The sequence below is a fragment of the Marinicauda sp. Alg238-R41 genome, from assembly GCF_947331485.1.
Classification (GTDB): Bacteria; Pseudomonadota; Alphaproteobacteria; order Caulobacterales; family Maricaulaceae; genus Marinicauda; species Marinicauda pacifica.
The window spans coordinates 58,949-74,797 of the sequence record NZ_CAMZOJ010000004.1 but is presented as its reverse complement, the minus strand read 5'-3'; the positions used below and the strand labels follow the sequence as shown (position 1 = coordinate 74,797).

At 66.7% G+C, this 15,849-nt stretch carries 16 protein-coding genes; 11 read left to right on the top strand and 5 right to left on the bottom strand.

Going from position 1 to position 15,849, the window contains the following annotated elements:
- Positions 1 to 66: 66 nt before the first annotated feature.
- From PGP17_RS14550 to rsmA, 3 genes are read left to right on the top strand one after another with little or no spacing between them, the layout of a single operon-like run.
- A complete protein-coding gene (locus tag PGP17_RS14550) occupies positions 67 to 1,311 on the top strand; it encodes a peptidylprolyl isomerase (RefSeq protein ID WP_135943903.1) in 1,245 nt (414 codons plus the stop codon).
- Positions 1,308 to 2,324 carry a 4-hydroxythreonine-4-phosphate dehydrogenase PdxA gene (gene pdxA / locus PGP17_RS14545; protein ID WP_270376099.1) on the top strand — a complete coding sequence of 339 codons (1,017 nt, stop codon included), beginning with the start codon at positions 1,308 to 1,310 and terminating at the stop codon, positions 2,322 to 2,324. Before PGP17_RS14550 ends, pdxA begins: the two co-directional genes overlap by 4 nt.
- The gene (gene rsmA, locus PGP17_RS14540) at positions 2,321 to 3,178 is read left to right on the top strand and encodes a 16S rRNA (adenine(1518)-N(6)/adenine(1519)-N(6))-dimethyltransferase RsmA (RefSeq protein WP_270376097.1); all 858 of its coding nucleotides are present in this window, start codon (positions 2,321 to 2,323) and stop codon (positions 3,176 to 3,178) included. The genes pdxA and rsmA overlap by 4 nt, the downstream gene beginning before the upstream one ends.
- A gap of 107 nt (positions 3,179 to 3,285) precedes the next feature.
- Here rsmA and PGP17_RS14535 read toward each other — a convergent pair whose 3' ends face one another.
- On the bottom strand, positions 3,286 to 4,788 hold the full coding sequence (locus PGP17_RS14535) for a carotenoid oxygenase family protein (protein ID WP_270376096.1): 1,503 nt from the start codon (positions 4,786 to 4,788) through the stop codon (positions 3,286 to 3,288).
- A gap of 9 nt (positions 4,789 to 4,797) precedes the next feature.
- Complete coding sequence (locus PGP17_RS14530) at positions 4,798 to 5,247, bottom strand: DUF2141 domain-containing protein (protein WP_270376094.1); 450 nt, start codon at positions 5,245 to 5,247, stop codon at positions 4,798 to 4,800.
- Positions 5,248 to 5,426: 179 nt separating this feature from the next.
- Here PGP17_RS14530 and PGP17_RS14525 point away from each other — a divergent pair, with 179 nt between their 5' ends.
- On the top strand, positions 5,427 to 6,191 hold the full coding sequence (locus tag PGP17_RS14525; RefSeq protein WP_270376092.1) for a LytTR family DNA-binding domain-containing protein: 765 nt from the start codon (positions 5,427 to 5,429) through the stop codon (positions 6,189 to 6,191).
- 377 nt (positions 6,192 to 6,568) lie between these two features.
- On the opposite strand, the gene PGP17_RS14520 is transcribed toward PGP17_RS14525, so the two are convergent.
- On the bottom strand, positions 6,569 to 7,048 hold the full coding sequence (locus PGP17_RS14520) for a DUF411 domain-containing protein (protein ID WP_270376090.1): 480 nt from the start codon (positions 7,046 to 7,048) through the stop codon (positions 6,569 to 6,571).
- Positions 7,049 to 7,216: 168 nt separating this feature from the next.
- On the opposite strand from PGP17_RS14520, the gene PGP17_RS14515 reads away from it, so the two are divergent.
- The 5 genes from PGP17_RS14515 (at position 7,217) to PGP17_RS14495 (ending at position 12,557) form a co-directional block, all read left to right on the top strand.
- The gene (locus PGP17_RS14515) at positions 7,217 to 8,329 is read left to right on the top strand and encodes a THUMP domain-containing class I SAM-dependent RNA methyltransferase (protein WP_270376088.1); all 1,113 of its coding nucleotides are present in this window, start codon (positions 7,217 to 7,219) and stop codon (positions 8,327 to 8,329) included.
- Between the two features lie 79 nt (positions 8,330 to 8,408).
- Positions 8,409 to 9,779: a DNA repair protein RadA gene (radA, locus tag PGP17_RS14510; protein ID WP_270376087.1), complete on the top strand. Its 1,371-nt coding sequence runs from the start codon at positions 8,409 to 8,411 to the stop codon at positions 9,777 to 9,779.
- Positions 9,780 to 9,805: 26 nt separating this feature from the next.
- Entirely contained in the window at positions 9,806 to 10,381 is a 576-nt protein-coding gene (locus tag PGP17_RS14505) for a CvpA family protein (RefSeq protein ID WP_135943911.1), read from the top strand.
- Positions 10,381 to 11,844, top strand: a complete 1,464-nt coding sequence (gene purF, locus PGP17_RS14500) for an amidophosphoribosyltransferase (protein ID WP_270376085.1) — start codon at positions 10,381 to 10,383, stop codon at positions 11,842 to 11,844. Before PGP17_RS14505 ends, purF begins: the two co-directional genes overlap by 1 nt.
- Positions 11,841 to 12,557, top strand: a complete 717-nt coding sequence (locus tag PGP17_RS14495; RefSeq protein ID WP_135943913.1) for an SDR family NAD(P)-dependent oxidoreductase — start codon at positions 11,841 to 11,843, stop codon at positions 12,555 to 12,557. The genes purF and PGP17_RS14495 overlap by 4 nt, the downstream gene beginning before the upstream one ends.
- 78 nt (positions 12,558 to 12,635) lie before the next feature.
- Here PGP17_RS14495 and PGP17_RS14490 read toward each other — a convergent pair whose 3' ends face one another.
- Positions 12,636 to 13,439, bottom strand: coding sequence for a glutaredoxin (locus PGP17_RS14490; protein ID WP_270376080.1), 804 nt, complete (start codon positions 13,437 to 13,439; stop codon positions 12,636 to 12,638).
- 58 nt (positions 13,440 to 13,497) lie between these two features.
- Here PGP17_RS14490 and PGP17_RS14485 point away from each other — a divergent pair, with 58 nt between their 5' ends.
- The gene (locus PGP17_RS14485) at positions 13,498 to 13,902 is read left to right on the top strand and encodes a MerR family transcriptional regulator (RefSeq protein ID WP_442915170.1); all 405 of its coding nucleotides are present in this window, start codon (positions 13,498 to 13,500) and stop codon (positions 13,900 to 13,902) included.
- A gap of 107 nt (positions 13,903 to 14,009) precedes the next feature.
- Positions 14,010 to 14,261 carry a CopG family ribbon-helix-helix protein gene (locus PGP17_RS14480; RefSeq protein WP_270376077.1) on the top strand — a complete coding sequence of 84 codons (252 nt, stop codon included), beginning with the start codon at positions 14,010 to 14,012 and terminating at the stop codon, positions 14,259 to 14,261.
- Between the two features lie 60 nt (positions 14,262 to 14,321).
- Here the strand turns inward: PGP17_RS14480 and der are convergent, their stop codons facing one another.
- Positions 14,322 to 15,728, bottom strand: a complete 1,407-nt coding sequence (gene der / locus PGP17_RS14475) for a ribosome biogenesis GTPase Der (RefSeq protein ID WP_135943917.1) — start codon at positions 15,726 to 15,728, stop codon at positions 14,322 to 14,324.
- Positions 15,729 to 15,849 lie beyond the last annotated feature (121 nt).

Genomic DNA, 15,849 nt, shown 5'->3' with positions numbered 1-15,849 from the left:
GCGTCATTGCTTCGCCCATATTGATCGGTATCTTCTCGCTTCCTTCTCCCGACCCGACAGGTTGTCATGGCGTTCAAGTCTCTCATTTGCTCTCTGGTGCCGGCATTCGCCGCGGCCATGCTCTTCGCCGCTCCGGCACCGGCCCAGCAGGTCGAAGGCATCGCGGCGGTCGTCAATGACGAGCCGATCACGACGCTGGACGTGCGCAACCGCATGATGCTCATCCTCACCTCGGCCGGCATTCAGCCCGACGAGGAAACGCTGGCCCGCATCCAGGAGCAGGCACTCGACGGACTGATCGAGGAAACGCTGCAGCTCCAGTCTGCCCGCGACTTCGAGGTCGAGGTCGAGGAAGAGGAAGTCACGGAATCGCTTCGCGACATCGCGGCGCGTAACGGATCGACCCTGGAAGAAATCGATCAGGACCTGGCCTCCGCCGGAGTCGATATCGAGACGCTTCGCCACCAGATTCGCGCTGAAATTGCCTGGCAGATTCTGGTCAATGGCCGCTATGGCAGCCGGGTGCGCGTGTCCGACAACCAGATCGAGGTGGCCCGTGAACGGGTCATCGAAGGGGCCTCCGAACCTCAGGTCCGTCTTGGGGAGATCCTTATCGAGGCCCCGGGCTCCGGCGATACCAGTCAGGCCGAAGCCGCGATTCAGACCGTCTTCCAGCAGCTCTCCCAGGGCGCGCCCTTCCCGGCGGTGGCCCGCCAGTTTTCCGCCGCGCCCAGCGCGTCGGCCGGCGGCGATACCGGCTGGCAGGCGATCAGCCAGCTTTCCCCGCAGGTTCAGCAGATCATCGCCCAGTTCAGCCAGCCCGGCCAGATTTCCCGGCCCGTCCGCGTTCCCGGCGGCTACCTGATCGTGGCGCTCATCGACCGCCGGGACAGCTCCGTGGTCGAGCAGCTCGAACTCATCCAGATCACGCTTCCAGGCTCGCGCATCACCGAGGATGCGCGCTCCCGGCTTTCGCGCGCGGTGGGCTCCATCGAGTCCTGCGACGCGGTCGAGACGCGCGTGGAGAATATCGAGGGCGTTCTGGTGACCGACCTTGGCACCATTGGCGCCAACGCGCTGGTCGATACGATCCGCAACGCCGTCACCGGCCTGGAGCCGGTCGAGGCCACGCCGCTTCTGGAAACCGCCGCCGGGCTCCAGTCCTTCGTGCTGTGCGGGCGTTCGATTGAAGGCGCCGGCATTCCCAGCGAAGACCAGATGGAAGACCAACTGCGTGGTCAGCAGCTCTCGCTTCTGTCGCGCCGCTGGCTGCGCGATCTGCGCCGCGAAGCGACGATCGAGATCCGGTGAAGCGCCCGCCGCTCGCGGTGACCCTTGGCGATCCGGCCGGTATCGGCCCGGAACTGACCCTCAGGGCCTGGGCTGCGCTCAAGGATCGCCGCCATGACTTCATCGCCTACGCCGATCTTGACCAGTTGCGCGAGATCGCAGATCGCCTCCACCTGCCCGCTCCGCGTGCCCGCGAGCCGGAGCAGGCCGGCGAGATTTTCTCTCAGGCGCTGCCCGTGCGTCCCGTCCCCTTGCCGGAACCGGCCCGGCCCGGACATCCGGCGCCCGCTAATGCCGCCGCTGTCGTCGCCTCGATCGAAGCGTGCGTGCGCGACACGCTGGCCGGACGAGCCGGCGGCGTCGTCACCAATCCGATCTCGAAGGCTGTGCTGTACGAGCAGGGTTTCCGGTTTCCCGGCCACACTGAATTCGTGGCGCATCTCACCGCGCATGCCGCCTGGGACGGACCGCGCGGCCCTGTGATGATGCTCGCCGCGCCCGAACTGAAGACCGTTCTCGTCACCATCCATCTCGGGCTTCGCGATGCGCTCGATGCGCTCTCGACCGAAGCGATCCTTCACACCGCGCGCGTGACGCTTGCCGCGCTGCGAACCGATTTCGGACTGGCCTCTCCGCGCCTGGCCATAGCCGGATTGAACCCGCACGCCGGTGAAGGCGGTGCGCTCGGCCGCGAAGACATCGAGATGGTCGCCCCGGCGGTGGAGACGCTGCGCGCCGAGGGTCATGATGTGGCCGGCCCGATGCCGCCGGACACAATGTTTCATGCCGAGGCGCGCGCACGCTACGATGCCGCGGTCTGCCTCTATCACGATCAAGGCCTGATTCCGGTCAAGACCCTGAATTTCCATGGTGGGGTGAACACCACGCTGGGCCTTCCGATCGTGCGCACCTCGCCCGATCACGGCACGGCCTTCGATATCGCAGGACGCGGTCTCGCCCGCGCCGACAGCCTCATCGCCGCGATCCGGCTGGCCTCCACGATGGCCGAGAACCGTCAGAGTGCGCTCACATGAGTGGCGATACCCTTCCCCCGCTGCGCGAGGTGATCGCGGCTCACGGCCTCAACGCCGACAAGCGCTTCGGTCAGCACTATCTGCTCGACCTCAACCTGACGCGAAAGATCGCGCGCCTGTGCGGGGACATGAGCCAGGCCACCGTGTTCGAGGTCGGCCCCGGTCCCGGCGGCCTGACGCGCGCCCTGCTGGAAGAAGGCGCCGGGCGCGTGCTGGCGATCGAGAAGGACAGCCGCTTCCTGCCCGCACTCGAGCAGATCTCTGCCGCCTTCGGCGGGCGTCTCAGCGTTCAGGAAGCCGATGCGCTGAAAGTGGACGAGCCCGCCCTCGTGCCCGAAGGCCCGCGCCTGCTCGCCTCCAACCTGCCCTATAATGTGGGCACGGCCCTGCTCATCAAGTGGCTGGAGGCCGATCCTGCCTGGTGGGAGCGCCTGGTTTTGATGTTTCAAAAGGAAGTCGCCGAGCGCGTCGTCGCACAGGTCGGCGAGAAACAATATGGCCGCCTGGCTATCCTCACCGCAGCCCGCGCAAGCTCGCGATACGCGATGACCCTGCCCGCGCGCGCCTTCACCCCGCCGCCCAAGGTGGACAGCGCGGTCGTGGTCCTCGAACCGCTGGCCGAAGCCGACCGGTTCCAGGATGTCGCGGCGCTGTCGATCGTGACCGAAAGCGCGTTCGGCCAGCGCCGCAAGACCCTGCGAAAATCTCTTGGCCAGGCCGCCAATCTGGCCGCGACAACGTCCGAAGCGCTACTGGAGGAAACCGGGATCGATCCGGGCGCCCGCGCCGAAACCATCCCCCCGCAGGGCTTCATGGATCTCGCCCGCGCCTGGCGCGCCGCCAAGGGATCGTGACGGCGTCCAAAGAGGACACGGACAAGAGGGCGGGCCCGGATTCAAGGGGCCGGCTCGATCCGGCGCCGACCACCTGATATCGCCCTCCTGCCGCGCCCCAGGGCGCCTCACCCGCGCCAGCAGCCGTGGAAGCCAAACGGGCAGGCATAGGGCAGGCGCCAGCTCGACTGGGGACCGGCCGACAGGTTGAGCGCGTCGAAAACGTGCAGCTCGGTCGCGCGGGCCTCGGCGTTGAGCGCGGTATGCACGATCCAGCCCTCGCCTTCCGCGGACCGGCGGCTGGCCGGAATGAAGAGCGGCTCCTCGACATAGACGCCCGGACCATGATCGTAGCGGTCGAAGGCACCGGTCAGCACGTTGCGGCGCGCGATTGCGGTGGCCCCGCGCGCCTGGTCCGGCGTCCAGTCGACATGCCAGGTATACTGGCGCCGCTTGCCGGTATAGCGCGGATCGACCTGGGGAAATTCGGCCAGTCCGTCGCCGGGCGTCTCGATGCGGAAATGCCCGCGCGACGAGAGCGTGACCAGCTGCATGCGCGAATTACCCGCCCGGGGCACGCCGCGCATGATGTCGCGGACATCTTCCAGGATGACATCGGCGTTCGGCGACAGCGCGGCGTCGAGACGGATCGTGCCGTCGCGTTCTTCCCAGCCGCCCCCGAAGTGGAACAGGAAGCCCGGCGGCAATTCCCAGGTGCGCCGCTGGCTCCAGTCATTCTTGTCGATGGCGATGGCCCTCATCGGCACGTCGTCGCGCCAGGCAAACCCGTCCAGGAAAGGCAGGCGCAGACGTTCGTGGTGCAGATTGCCGACCAGGAAGACCAGCGAGCGCTCGGTGATGATGAAGTCGTGGATCATGCCGGCGCCGATATCGTCGACCAGCCCGGCATCGATGAGATTACCGTCGGCACCGATCTTCCAGAGCACGAGGCGCTCGCCGTAAGCGTCCTGACCGAAATTCCACACGATACCGGTCTCCGGCTCGACCTTGGGGTGAGCGGAGAAATGCACGCCGTCCAGCCCGCTGCCCCAGCGGCGCGGCCCGCGGGCCTGCAGCGTCTCGGCGTCGAGCGACCAGGCCGATCCCCCCTCCCACAGGGCGAGGAGCTCGCCGTTCAGCATCATCACCGAGGTATTGGCGACATTCATATCATCCGGCCCGGTCAGGCCGCCCGCATCCGGCGGCATCGAACCGAAGGCCGGCGTCAGGAAACGGCCCGCCGCTTCCTCGGCCTGCCACTTGCTGGTTTCGATGAAGCGCCCGCGATGGGCGATGCGGTTGCCGTCAAGCTGCCAGGCCTGGAGGAAGCCATCGCCGTCGAACCAGTGGCGGTAGCGCCAGTCCTGGCGCGAATAGCGTCCCGGACCGTTGCGGTAGAGCGTGCCGGACAGGCCGCGCGGCAGGCGCCCGTGCAGGCGGCGCGCCTCGCCGTCAAAGCCGGAGGCCGGGGCATCGCGCACGCCCAGCGTCCAGGGGTCGTTGCGGGCATTGGCCTGATAGGCCTCGTAGATCGGGTCCCCCGACAGCGCCCTGACCGGGGCGCCGAGACCGGCTGCGCCACCGACAGCGGCAAACAGGGTCAGGGCATGGCGTCGTGACATCTCGGTCATGGAGACCTCCTAGCGAAAGCTGATGGTGTGGACGGTGTTCTCTTCGCCGACGCCGAAGGCGGCAGCCTCCCAGGAGGGCGGGCCGAAACTGCCCATCGCGCTATTGGAAAAGGCGAAAGGCTCGGTCGGTATGCCGACCAGATTGGTGTCCAGCTCCCCGTCCCCGTCCACGTCGTGATACATCTTGATGCCGTATTCGCCGGCCGGCACGGCGCCGAGCTCAAGTTCGACCTCGGAGCCCTCAACCGCGGCGCTGGCGGTGAAGGCGGGCTGTCCGCCCGACCAGCTCTCGCCATCGGAAAACACCGCGATCATGAGGCGGCCCTGCGCCTGCTCGATCTGTTCCACCCGCAGGGTGAGGACCGGGTTCTCGGACGGATCGGCCTCGGCCGCGACCGCGGTTGCGACGAGTGCGAGCGCCGCGGCACCGAGAATGTTTGTGAGCGTCAACGTGGTCATGGATACGGGCCTTTCGTGTGGGTTCTGGTTTCAGGTTCGAGACCCACACAGCCCGGGCCGGGCCGCCGCTTCCACCCGGTTTTCGCAAGCTGGCTGAAAGCGTTCGCGAATTACGCTAGATGTTCATTCACGCATCGCGAACGGCACGCGATCGGGGCGGGCAGTACCGGGGGAAGTGAATGAAAACGACACTGCGCAGGCTGGCACCGCCGGTAGGGCTGGTGCTCGTCCAGGGAACGATCCTGGCGATTCTCGGTCCCTACAACACCAACGAGTTCGGCATGCCCTGGGTGTGGATCTACTGGACTTCGCTGATGGGGCTCGGGTTGATCGCCGCCTACGCGTTCGAGCGTGTGTTCGACCGCCATCTCGGCGACTGGCCCCGCCCCGCCTACGCCGTGGCCCAGTCGATCGCCGTCACCCTGCCGGTGACGCTGGCCGTGGCGGGGATTCAATACCTGACCGGCGGCCCCTTCCCGCTCGAAATTCTGCCGATGATCTTCTTTTTCGTCTGGGTGATCGCCATTGTAATCGTGACGATCACCATGGTTGTGGAAGGGCGCATGGGGGGATCGGGGCGGACTGGCGCTGCACAAAGCGCTGGCAGCCGAGCTGAAGGACTGGCCATCGGCGCGGCGCTCACCGAGAAACTTCCCGTCCGGCTGCGCGATGCGCCCATCCTCGCACTGCAGGCCGAGGATCATTATCTGCGCGTCCATACCCCGCTCGGCGACAGCCTGATCCTGATGCGGCTGAGCGACGCGATTGCCGCGGTGGAGGCACTGGACGGGGCGCGCACGCACCGGTCCTGGTGGGTGGCGCGCGAGGCCGTCACCGACGCGGACAAGAGCGGTGGCCGCGCCACGCTGACGCTCAGCACCGGCGTGCAGGCGCCCGTCAGCCGCACCCATGCGCGCACGCTGCGCGAGGCGGGCTGGTTCTAGGCGGGGTTTATCCTGCGATGCTTTTGCTCGCACCTCGGCATGCGGGAGGGGGCGGGGGCAGCATTCGCCATCCGATGCTTCGAGGCTCGCTGTGCTCGCACCTCAGCATGAGAGAGGCGGGTTGGTTTTAAGGTTTTGATATATCGATGATTTGCGTCACTCGATGTCACCCCACACCCTCACCCTGAATCGCCCGCGCAGCGGGCCTCGAAGGGTCAGATGACGGCACCCTGTCCTCTCTGGATTCCGGGTCTCGCTCTGCTCGCCCGGAATGGCGAAGGGGTGGGGTTTTGAGACTACTATGAAGCTTCGTCATCCCGGACTTGCTCCGGGATCCAGAGAGCGTGGAGCGGTGGGAGCGGATGACCTGCCCCCTGCTAGTGCCGCGCGAAGACCTCGCGTCCCTCTTCGCTGAACAGAACGACTTCGTAGGCATCGCTGCGGCCGGGGACTTCCATGCCCGGAGACCCGGCCGGCATACCGGGCACGGCGAGGCCGAGCGCGTCCGGTCCCTCGGCGAGCAGGCGTGCGATGTCTTCGGCCGGCACGTGGCCCTCGATGACATAGCCGTTCACGCGCGCGGTGTGGCAGCTTTGCAGATCGCCGGGAACGCCGGCCTCGGCCTTGATGGCAGAGATATCCTCGTGCTCCTCGACGCGCACGGCGAAGCCGGCGGCTTCGATATGCTCGACCCAGTTCGCGCAACAACCGCACCAGGGCGTCTTGTGCACGACCATTTCGTGAGCTTCGTCATGGGCATGGGATGCGTGGGCATCGGAAGCCGGGGCCTGCGCCAGAGCTGTTCCGGCACCGGCCATCGCGAGCAGGCCGGCCAGCAATAGAGGGACGAATTTCATGGAAAAGCACTCTCATGCATCGCGGTCATCACCGCCAGAATGGCAACAAGCATAGCCGGTTTCGCGGCTCGTGATGAGTCTCCCGGCACCTGCGCCCTGCTATAGGGCTTGCCGCGCGCCTGCTCTACTTATGCACCTTATCGCCTGGAAGCCCGGTTCCCCCATCTCATGACCTCCACTCCGCTTCAGCTCTATTTCGTGACCGCGCCCGGCCTGGAGGCCACGCTGTGCGAGGAGGTGCGCAGCCTCGGCTTTCATGGCGCGCGCGCGCAACGCGGCGGAGTCTCGGCCTCGGGCGGCTGGAGCGAGGTCTGGCGGGCCAATCGCGCCGTGCGCGGGGCCACGCGCATCCTCGTCGAGTTCGCGAGCTTCCGCGTCGTCCATCTGTCCCAGCTCGACAAGCGGGCGCGAAAGCTGGACTGGGGCGCGATCCTGAAGCCCGGCGTGCCGGTGCGGGTGGAGGCCAGCTGCCGCAGCTCGAAAATCTATCATGCCGGCGCCGCGCAGGAGCGCATCGAGACCGCGATCCGCGAAGTCTTCGGCAGCCGGGTCGACGACGATGCGCCGGTCACGATCCGGGTGCGCATCGACAACAATGTCTGCACGCTCAGCGTGGACAGCTCGGGCGAGCCCTTGCACAAGCGCGGCTTCAAGCTGGCCGTCGCCAAGGCCCCCTTGCGCGAGACGCTGGCCGCCCTCTTCCTGCGCCAGGCCGGGTTTGCCGGGACCGAGCCGGTGATCGACCCGATGTGCGGCTCGGGCACGTTCGCGATCGAAGCCGCCGAGATGGCCGCCGGCCTGTGGCCCGGGCGGGCGCGGACCTTCGCCTTCGAGCAGCTGGCCACCTATGATGCCGGGCGCGATCCGGGCGTCAGCACGCAGGAGCGCGCCGTGCCGGAGGGTGTGCGCTTTTACGGTTACGACCGGGACGAGAATGCGGTGCGCATGGCGCGCGAGAACGCGGAGCGGGCCGGCGTGACGGACCTGACCGTGTTCAAGCAGCAGCCGCTGAGCGCCCTGACACGCCCCGAGGGCCCGGCCGGGCTGATCCTTTCCAACCCGCCTTATGGCGGACGCATCGGCAACAAGGCGCGCCTCGCGGCGCTGTATCGTGCCTTCGGTGACGCGGTGCGGCGCGATTTTGCGGGCTGGCGCGCGGGGCTGGTGACCGATGACGAGAAGCTGGCGCGTGCCACCGGCCTGTCCTTTGCCTATCAGAGCGCGCCGGTCGACCATGGCGGCATCACGGTGAAGCTCTACCTGACCGCGAGATCGGCCTGAGCCCAAGGGCGAGGCCGCAAGAGGCGAATCGGGTCAGATATCCGTGGTGTGTTGAATCCTGTCAGGAGTGCTGAAACCCGTGGCGCGTTCGGAGTCCGTCTATGTCTGCCAGTCGTGCGGCGGCGTCCATGCCAAATGGGCCGGCCGGTGCGACAGTTGCGGATCCTGGAATACGCTTCAGGAGGAGGCCTCGTCCGAGGCGCCGCTCTCTTCCCAGGCCGGCGTGCGCAAGCGGACGACGCGCCGCTCGCGCCTGGAGCTGGTCGACCTGGGCAGCGCGACCGAGGATCCGGCCCGGCTGCAGACCGGCATTGCCGAGTTCGACCGAGTGGTCGGAGGCGGGCTGGTGCCCGGGTCCGCCATCCTGGTCGGCGGCGATCCGGGGATCGGCAAGTCGACGCTGCTGCTGCAGGCGGTCGCGCGCCTCGCCTATGCGGGCGCAAAGGCCGTCTATGTGTCCGGCGAGGAAGCGGCCGATCAGGTGCGCCGCCGCGCCCGCCGTCTGGGCCTGTCGGATGCGGCGGTGGCGCTGGCGGCGGAGACCTCGCTGGAAACCGTGCTCGACGGGCTGAAGGCCGAACAGCCCGACATCGTCATCATCGATTCCATCCAGACATTGTGGAGCGACCAGCTGGCCGCCGCGCCCGGCACGGTCGCCCAGGTGCGCGCCTGCTCCCAGGAGCTGGTGCGCTTTGCCAAGAAGCGCAATACCGCGGTCATCCTGGTCGGCCACGTGACCAAGGAGGGCCAAATTGCCGGGCCGCGCGTGGTCGAACACATGGTCGACACCGTGCTCTATTTCGAAGGCGAGCGCGCCCACCAGTTCCGCATCCTGCGCGCGGTGAAAAACCGCTTCGGACCGACCGACGAGATCGGCGTGTTCGAGATGGCCGATATCGGCCTTCGCGAAGTGGCCAACCCGTCGGCCCTGTTCCTGGACGGGCGCGGCGAAGCGGCCTCGGGCGCGGCGGTGTTTGCCGGCATGGAGGGCACGCGCCCGGTGCTGACCGAGATTCAGGCCCTGGTCGCCCCGGCCGCGTTCGGCACGCCGCGGCGTGCGGTCGTGGGCTGGGATAATGGCCGCCTGGCCATGGTGCTGGCCGTGCTGGAGGCGCGATGCGGGCTTGGCTTTGGCGGACGTGACGTTTATCTGAACGTGGCCGGCGGATTGAAGATATCCGAGCCGGCGGCGGATCTGGCGGTGGCGGCGGCTTTGGTCTCTTCTCACTTCGATACTCCCCTGCCCGCAGACGGGGTGGTGTTCGGCGAGATCGCCCTGTCCGGCGATGTGCGCCCGGTCGGGCGCGCCGATGCGCGCCTGAAGGAAGCGGCCAAGCTGGGCTTCAAGTCCGCACTGACGCCGGCCGGAGCGGAAGACAGCGCACTTCGTGTAACCGGATTTTCAACCGTGCAGGCGCTAGTTCGCCATCTCGATCCTGACAACCAGTAGCAATCGCGGCGCAAGGGGAGTTGACCATGGACAGTCTGGCCGGTTTCGACCTCGTCGCCCTTCTGGTTCTCTTCATCTCCGGCGTCATGGCCCTGATGCGCGGCTTCGTGCGCGAGGCATTGACCGTGACCGCCTTTGTCGGCGCGGCGCTGGCGGCCCTGTGGTGCCAGCCGGTGATCGGCGCGGTAATGCGCGAATTCATCAACAGCGCGGTGATTGCCAACCTGCTGGCCATGGCCATCGTCTTCCTGGTGGTCTATCTGGCCATATCCTTCGTCACCAGTTCGCTGAAGCGCAATGTGAAGGATGGCGAGGACGTCAGCGCGATCGACCGCACGCTGGGCTTCGCGTTCGGCGTGGTCCGCGGCCTCCTGCTGCTGGGGCTGGTGGTGCTGGTGTTCAAGAACACCCTGCCCGGGGCCCAGCCAGCCTGGCTGCAAGGCGCGCAGGTCTATCCGCTGGCCGAGGCGACGGCCGACCTGCTCCAGTCGCTCGCCCCGGAAGGCACCTGGGCGGAGGGCGCTGCAGACCGGCCGCGCGAAGACCTTGACGACGACCCGATCGGACGCCTTATCGAGCGCTCAAACGAGGACCCGAATTGATGATCCCCTCCCTGACCTACGATGCCGCCAGCGACAAGGCGCGCGAGGAATGCGGCGTCTTCGCCGTTCGCGATGTCGACGACGCGTCGGTGCTCGTCGCGCTCGGCCTGCACGCGCTGCAACACCGCGGGCAGGAAGCGTGCGGCATCACCAGCTATGACGGGCTGGGCTTCCATTCCGAACGCCGGCTGGGCCTGGTGGGCGACAATTTTACCGACCCCGAGACGCTGGCAGGCCTCAAAGGGCGCATGGCGATCGGGCATAACCGCTACTCCACCTCCGGCTCGGGTGCGCTGCGCAATGTCCAGCCGCTCTATGCCGACGTGCGCGGCGGCGGCGTCGCGGTGGCCCATAACGGCAATCTGACCAATGCGCGCGCCCTGCGCGAGGAGCTGGTCGCCTCGGGCGCCATCTTCCAGTCGACCTCGGATACCGAGGTCATCATTCAGCTCGCCGCGCGCTCGCGCAAAACCAATTCGGCCGAACGCCTGCTCCAGGCCTTGCGCCAGATCGAGGGTGCGTTTGCCCTGGTCGCCCTCACCAATGACAAGCTGATCGGCGCGCGCGACCCGCTGGGCATCCGTCCGCTGGTCATGGGCCAGCTCGATGACGGCGTGATCTTCGCCAGCGAGACTTGCGCGCTGGACATGATCGGCGCGCGCTTTATCCGCGAGGTGGAGCCCGGCGAAGCGGTGATCGTGTCCGATAACGGGATTGAGAGCCGGCGCTACGCCCCGGCCGAACCTGCCCGGACATGCGCGTTCGAGTATATTTATTTCGCGCGCCCCGACTCGGTGATTTCCGGGCGCTCGGTCTATGAGGCGCGCAAGCGCATGGGTATCCGTCTGGCCCAGGAATGCCCGGCCGATATCGATGTCGTGGTGCCGGTGCCGGACTCCGGCATGACCAGCGCGCTCGGCTACGCCACCGAAATCGGCAAGCCGTTCGATCTCGGCATCATCCGCTCCCACTTCGTGGGCCGGACCTTCATCCAGCCGACCCAGGCCAAGCGCGACCTGTCGGTGCGGCGCAAGCACTCGGCCAACGCGGCCGCCCTGAAGGGCAAGCGGGTTTTGCTGGTGGACGATTCCATCGTGCGCGGCACGACCTCGAAGAAGATCGTGCGCATGGTGCGCGAGGCCGGCGCGAAGGAAGTCCACTTCCGCTCCGCCTGCCCGGCCATCACCCATCCCGATTTCTACGGCATCGACATGCCGATGCGCGAGGAGCTGATGGCTGCCAGCCACGATTCCGAGCGCATGCGCGAAATGCTCGATTGCGACTCGCTCGGCTTCCTGTCGGTCGACGGCCTGTACTGGGCGGTCTGCCAGGAAGCGCGCAACGATGCGGCGCCCCAGCTTGCCGACCATTATTTCACGGGTGAGTACCCGACCCGCCTGATCGACCGCGACCGGGCGATCGCGGCGAAAGAACAGCAACTCTCCTTCCTGGTGGATGCATGAGCGAGAAACGACTTGAAGGCCGCGTTGCCCTGGTCACAGGAGCCTCGCGCGGGATCGGCTATGCCGTGGCCAAAGCGCTTGCCGCCGAAGGCGCGCAGATCATCGCGACCGCGCGCACGACCGGCGCACTCGAACAGCTCGACGACGAGATCCGTTCGGCCGGCGGCCAGTGCACGCTGGTGCCGCTCGACCTGATGGACCCGGAAGGCATCGAGAAGCTCGCCGGCGTCATTGCCGAGCGCTGGGGCAAGCTGGACATCCTGGTCTGTAATGCGGGCGTTCTGGGTCAGATCACGCCCGCCCACCAGATCACCGCAAAGACCTGGAACGAGGTTCTGGGCGTGAACACGATCGTGCCCGCCCGCTTCATCCGCGCGTTCGAGGCGCTCTTGCGGGCCTCAGATGCCGGACGCGCGCTGTTTACCAGCTCGGGCGCCTCGACCAGTCGGCGCGCCTACTGGGCCGCCTATTCCGCCTCAAAGGCTGCGCTGGACGCGCTGGTGCAAAGCTGGGCGAAGGAGCTGGAGGATTGCGCCCTCACGGCTAATCTCGTCGATCCCGGCGCAACACGCACCAAGATGCGCGCCAAGGCCGCCCCGGGGGAGGATCCCGAGACCCTGCCCCATCCCGACGAGGTCGCGCCGCTTTTCGTCGAACTGGCCCTGCCGTCCGAAACCCGCAATGGCGAGATCGTAAAGTTCGAGCGCGGTTAAACCCGCGGCCCGGTTCCCGAAAGACAAACGCCCCGGCGAGCTTCGCCGGGGCGTTTTCGTTCAGCCGCTTGCCTGGCGTCAGGCGAGGCCGATCACCCCCACCGCCTTCAGGCCCATCCAGATGGCCATGGCCATCATCATCAGGTTCTCGGTCAGCGAGATGAAGCCCAGCGGCACATTGCTGCCTCCGCCCACGCACGCACATTTCAGCTCGCGCTTGTCGATATAGACCGCCTTGAACACTGACACCGCGCCGATCGTGCCGATGAAGAGTGCGACTGGCACGGACACCCAGGTCAGCGCCCCGGCAATCATCAGGATACCGGCCGCGCCCTCGGCAAACGGGTAGACGTAGGAATACGGCACCCAGCGCTTGGCCAGCAGATCGTAATTGAGAAACATGGTCGAGAAGGTCTCGACATTCTGGAGCTTGAGCAGTGCCAGGATCGCCATGCTGAAGGCGATGAACCACTCGGCCGCATGAATCGTGAAGATTGTGCCGAATACGGCGAAGCTCGCCGCTAGCGCCATCAGCGCCGTGATGGAAAACAGTGCGATGATCGGCGTGTAGCTGGTCGCGTCCGGGTCGGCGGCCTCGTTGCCGAAATGCTTGAGCAGCGCGTCATATCCACCGATGCGCGCGCCATCGATGAAGATTTGCGGCGTCGTCTTCACGTCGTGCTCGGCCTTGAAGGCCTCGGTCTGCTCACGCGTTTCAAGATGATGATCGTCAACCTCATAGCCCTTCGAGCGCAGCAAATGCTTCGCTTTCAGGCCATAGGGACAGACATGTTTCTCCATCACCATGCGATACAGACTCGCCGTCCTGGAGCCGGTCTGCGCCGGTGTGTGTGTCTGTGCCGCTGTGTGTGTCGTTGTCATTCGGGCCGCCTTCCTGTTCTGGTCATAACGGGCAGGCCCCCTATATAAGTTCCGTACCATGGTACGGGATCAAGAGGGAAATATGCGCACCATCGGCCAGTTGGCCAAATCGGGCGGTGTCGGCGTGGAGACGATCCGCTTCTATCAGCGCAAGGAGCTGCTGCGCACTCCGTCTCGCGCTGGCGGCATAAGGCGCTACGGCGATGAGGATTTGCGGCGCCTGCGCTTCATCCGCAAGGCGCAAACCGCCGGCTTTTCGCTGGAGGAGATCGGGGAGCTCCTGGCGCTCGACGCCGGGCAGGATCACGCGCGGGCCAGAGAGCTCGCCGTTAATCGCATTGCCCGGCTGGACGAACAGATTGCCGAGATGAGCCGGGCGCGCGACTCCCTCACCCGGCTGGCGCGCGACTGTGCGGGCGACCCGGCCGGACCTTGCCCCATCCTGGCGGCGTTCGAGGTCTGAGCCCCGCCCCTGTCACCCACCACCTGGTCGACCCGCCCCAGGGTGGAGGCGCTTGGACCGGCCGGCAGGCGGTGACATGATGAAAGGCGAGGATAAAGGACCACACGATGGCGCAGCGCCCCGAACCGGAACCCATCACCGTGCGCACCGACAAGCTGGCCGAGATCGACGCGCTCGCGGGCGCGATGGGCCGGTCGCGAAACGACATCGTCAATCAGGCCATCGAGCAGTATCTTCAAGCCAATGCCTGGCAGATGGAGCGGATCAGCGACGGTGTTGCCGCCGTCCGGGACGGCAAGGTCATGCCCGCCGATGACGTGTTTGCGGGCATCGCCGCGAAGCACGGCTGGCAGCGTTGAAGCATCTGGTCATCGCTGAACCGGCGTTTCGCTCACCGTCTCAGACCAGCACCCCTGCCCCTATTTCTTCTTCTGGTCCACGTAGGGGTTTTTCCCGCCCTTCACGATCAGGCGGATCGGCACGCCGGGCATGCCGAAGGCTTCGCGAATACCGTTGACCAGATAGCGCTTGTAGCTTTCTGGCAGGTAGGAGGCGCGCGAGCACATCATCACGAAGGTCGGCGGGCGGCCCTTGGTCTGGGCGATATAGCGCGGCTTGACCCGGCGCCCGTCCACGGCCGGAGGCGGGTGACGCTCGGTCATCTCGCGCAGCCAGTCATTGAGATCGCGCGTCTTCACCTTGGCGCGCCAGTTCTTGTGCAGCTTATCCACGGTCGGCATGATCTGGTCGAGGCCCCGCCCGGTCTGGGCGGAGATGGGCAGAAGCGGCGCCCCCTTGATCTGGGGCAGCATCCGGTCGAATTCCTCGCGCAGATACAGCAGCGTCTTCTGCTTGTCGGTGACCGTGTCCCACTTGGAAATCAGGACGACCAGGCCGCGCCCCTCGGTGATCACCCGGTCGGCAATGGTCAGGTCCTGCTTCTCGAACGGGCGTTCCGCGTCGACCAGCAACAGGACGACTTCGGCAAACTTGATGGCGCGCAGCGTGTCGGCTGCGCTCATGCGTTCGAGCCGGTCATCCACCTTGCCGCGCTTTCGAAGACCGGCCGTGTCGTGCAGGCGCACGCGGCGCTCGTCCCATTCCCATTCCACGGCAATGGCGTCGCGCGTCAGGCCCGCCTCGGGGCCGGTAATCATGCGCTCCTCGCCGATCATGGCATTGACCAGGGTGGACTTGCCCACATTGGGTCGGCCCACCACCGCAATGCGCAGCGGCGGCTTGTCGTCCTCGTCCTCATCCTCGGCGTCGGGATCGAACAGATCGTCCAGATTGCGGCGGGCGCGTGTCTTCTTCTCATCGCCCATGCCCAGCGTGCGCAGGCCCGTCAGCACCGCGCTATAAAGCTCGGCCATGCCTTCGCCGTGCGCAGCCGACAGCGGCACCGGCTCGCCCAGGCCCAGGCCCCAGCTTTCCAGCAGACCTTCGTCGCCCTGCTTGCCTTCGCACTTGTTGACGACCAGCACGACCGGCTTGTCGGCCTCGCGCAGGACTTCGGCGAAGCGCTCGTCGAGCGCCGTCACGCCGTCGCGCCCGTCAATCATGAACAGGCAGACATCGGCCTCTTTCAGCGCCGCTTCGGTCTGGGCGCGCATGCGTGCCTCGATGCCGTCGCGCGCGTCTTCATAGCCCGCGGTATCGATCAGGAGCAGGTCGAGATCGCCCAGCCGGCCGCGCGCCTCGCGCCGGTCGCGCGTGACGCCGGGCCGGTCGTCGACGATGGCCAGCGGTTTGCCCGCAAGGCGGTTGAACAAGGTGGACTTGCCGACATTGGGTCGGCCGACCACCGCAAGAACCGGCGGTCTCATGGCAGTATTCCTTCTGCGTGCGGCCGGCTCTGTGCCGCCGCGCGTGCGCGCGTATTTTCAGCGAAAGCGGAACCCGGGTTCGCCGAAAATACGCCAAACTAGAAACCAGAGCATTCCCATC

Excerpts from the sequence above, each read along its gene's own strand:
- PGP17_RS14550 (WP_135943903.1), top strand. The coding sequence starts at position 67 with ATGGCGTTCAAGTCTCTCATTTGCTCTCTGGTGCCGGCATTCGCCGCG.
- rsmA (WP_270376097.1), top strand. The coding sequence starts at position 2,321 with ATGAGTGGCGATACCCTTCCCCCGCTGCGCGAGGTGATCGCGGCTCAC.
- PGP17_RS14535 (WP_270376096.1), bottom strand. The coding sequence starts at position 4,788 with ATGACCGAGATGTCACGACGCCATGCCCTGACCCTGTTTGCCGCTGTC.
- PGP17_RS14530 (WP_270376094.1), bottom strand. The coding sequence starts at position 5,247 with ATGACCACGTTGACGCTCACAAACATTCTCGGTGCCGCGGCGCTCGCA.
- PGP17_RS14525 (WP_270376092.1), top strand. The coding sequence starts at position 5,427 with ATGAAAACGACACTGCGCAGGCTGGCACCGCCGGTAGGGCTGGTGCTC.
- PGP17_RS14520 (WP_270376090.1), bottom strand. The coding sequence starts at position 7,048 with ATGAAATTCGTCCCTCTATTGCTGGCCGGCCTGCTCGCGATGGCCGGT.
- PGP17_RS14515 (WP_270376088.1), top strand. The coding sequence starts at position 7,217 with ATGACCTCCACTCCGCTTCAGCTCTATTTCGTGACCGCGCCCGGCCTG.
- PGP17_RS14505 (WP_135943911.1), top strand. The coding sequence starts at position 9,806 with ATGGACAGTCTGGCCGGTTTCGACCTCGTCGCCCTTCTGGTTCTCTTC.
- purF (WP_270376085.1), top strand. The coding sequence starts at position 10,381 with ATGATCCCCTCCCTGACCTACGATGCCGCCAGCGACAAGGCGCGCGAG.
- PGP17_RS14495 (WP_135943913.1), top strand. The coding sequence starts at position 11,841 with ATGAGCGAGAAACGACTTGAAGGCCGCGTTGCCCTGGTCACAGGAGCC.
- PGP17_RS14490 (WP_270376080.1), bottom strand. The coding sequence starts at position 13,439 with ATGACAACGACACACACAGCGGCACAGACACACACACCGGCGCAGACC.
- PGP17_RS14485 (WP_442915170.1), top strand. The coding sequence starts at position 13,498 with ATGGTACGGGATCAAGAGGGAAATATGCGCACCATCGGCCAGTTGGCC.
- PGP17_RS14480 (WP_270376077.1), top strand. The coding sequence starts at position 14,010 with ATGGCGCAGCGCCCCGAACCGGAACCCATCACCGTGCGCACCGACAAG.
- der (WP_135943917.1), bottom strand. The coding sequence starts at position 15,728 with ATGAGACCGCCGGTTCTTGCGGTGGTCGGCCGACCCAATGTCGGCAAG.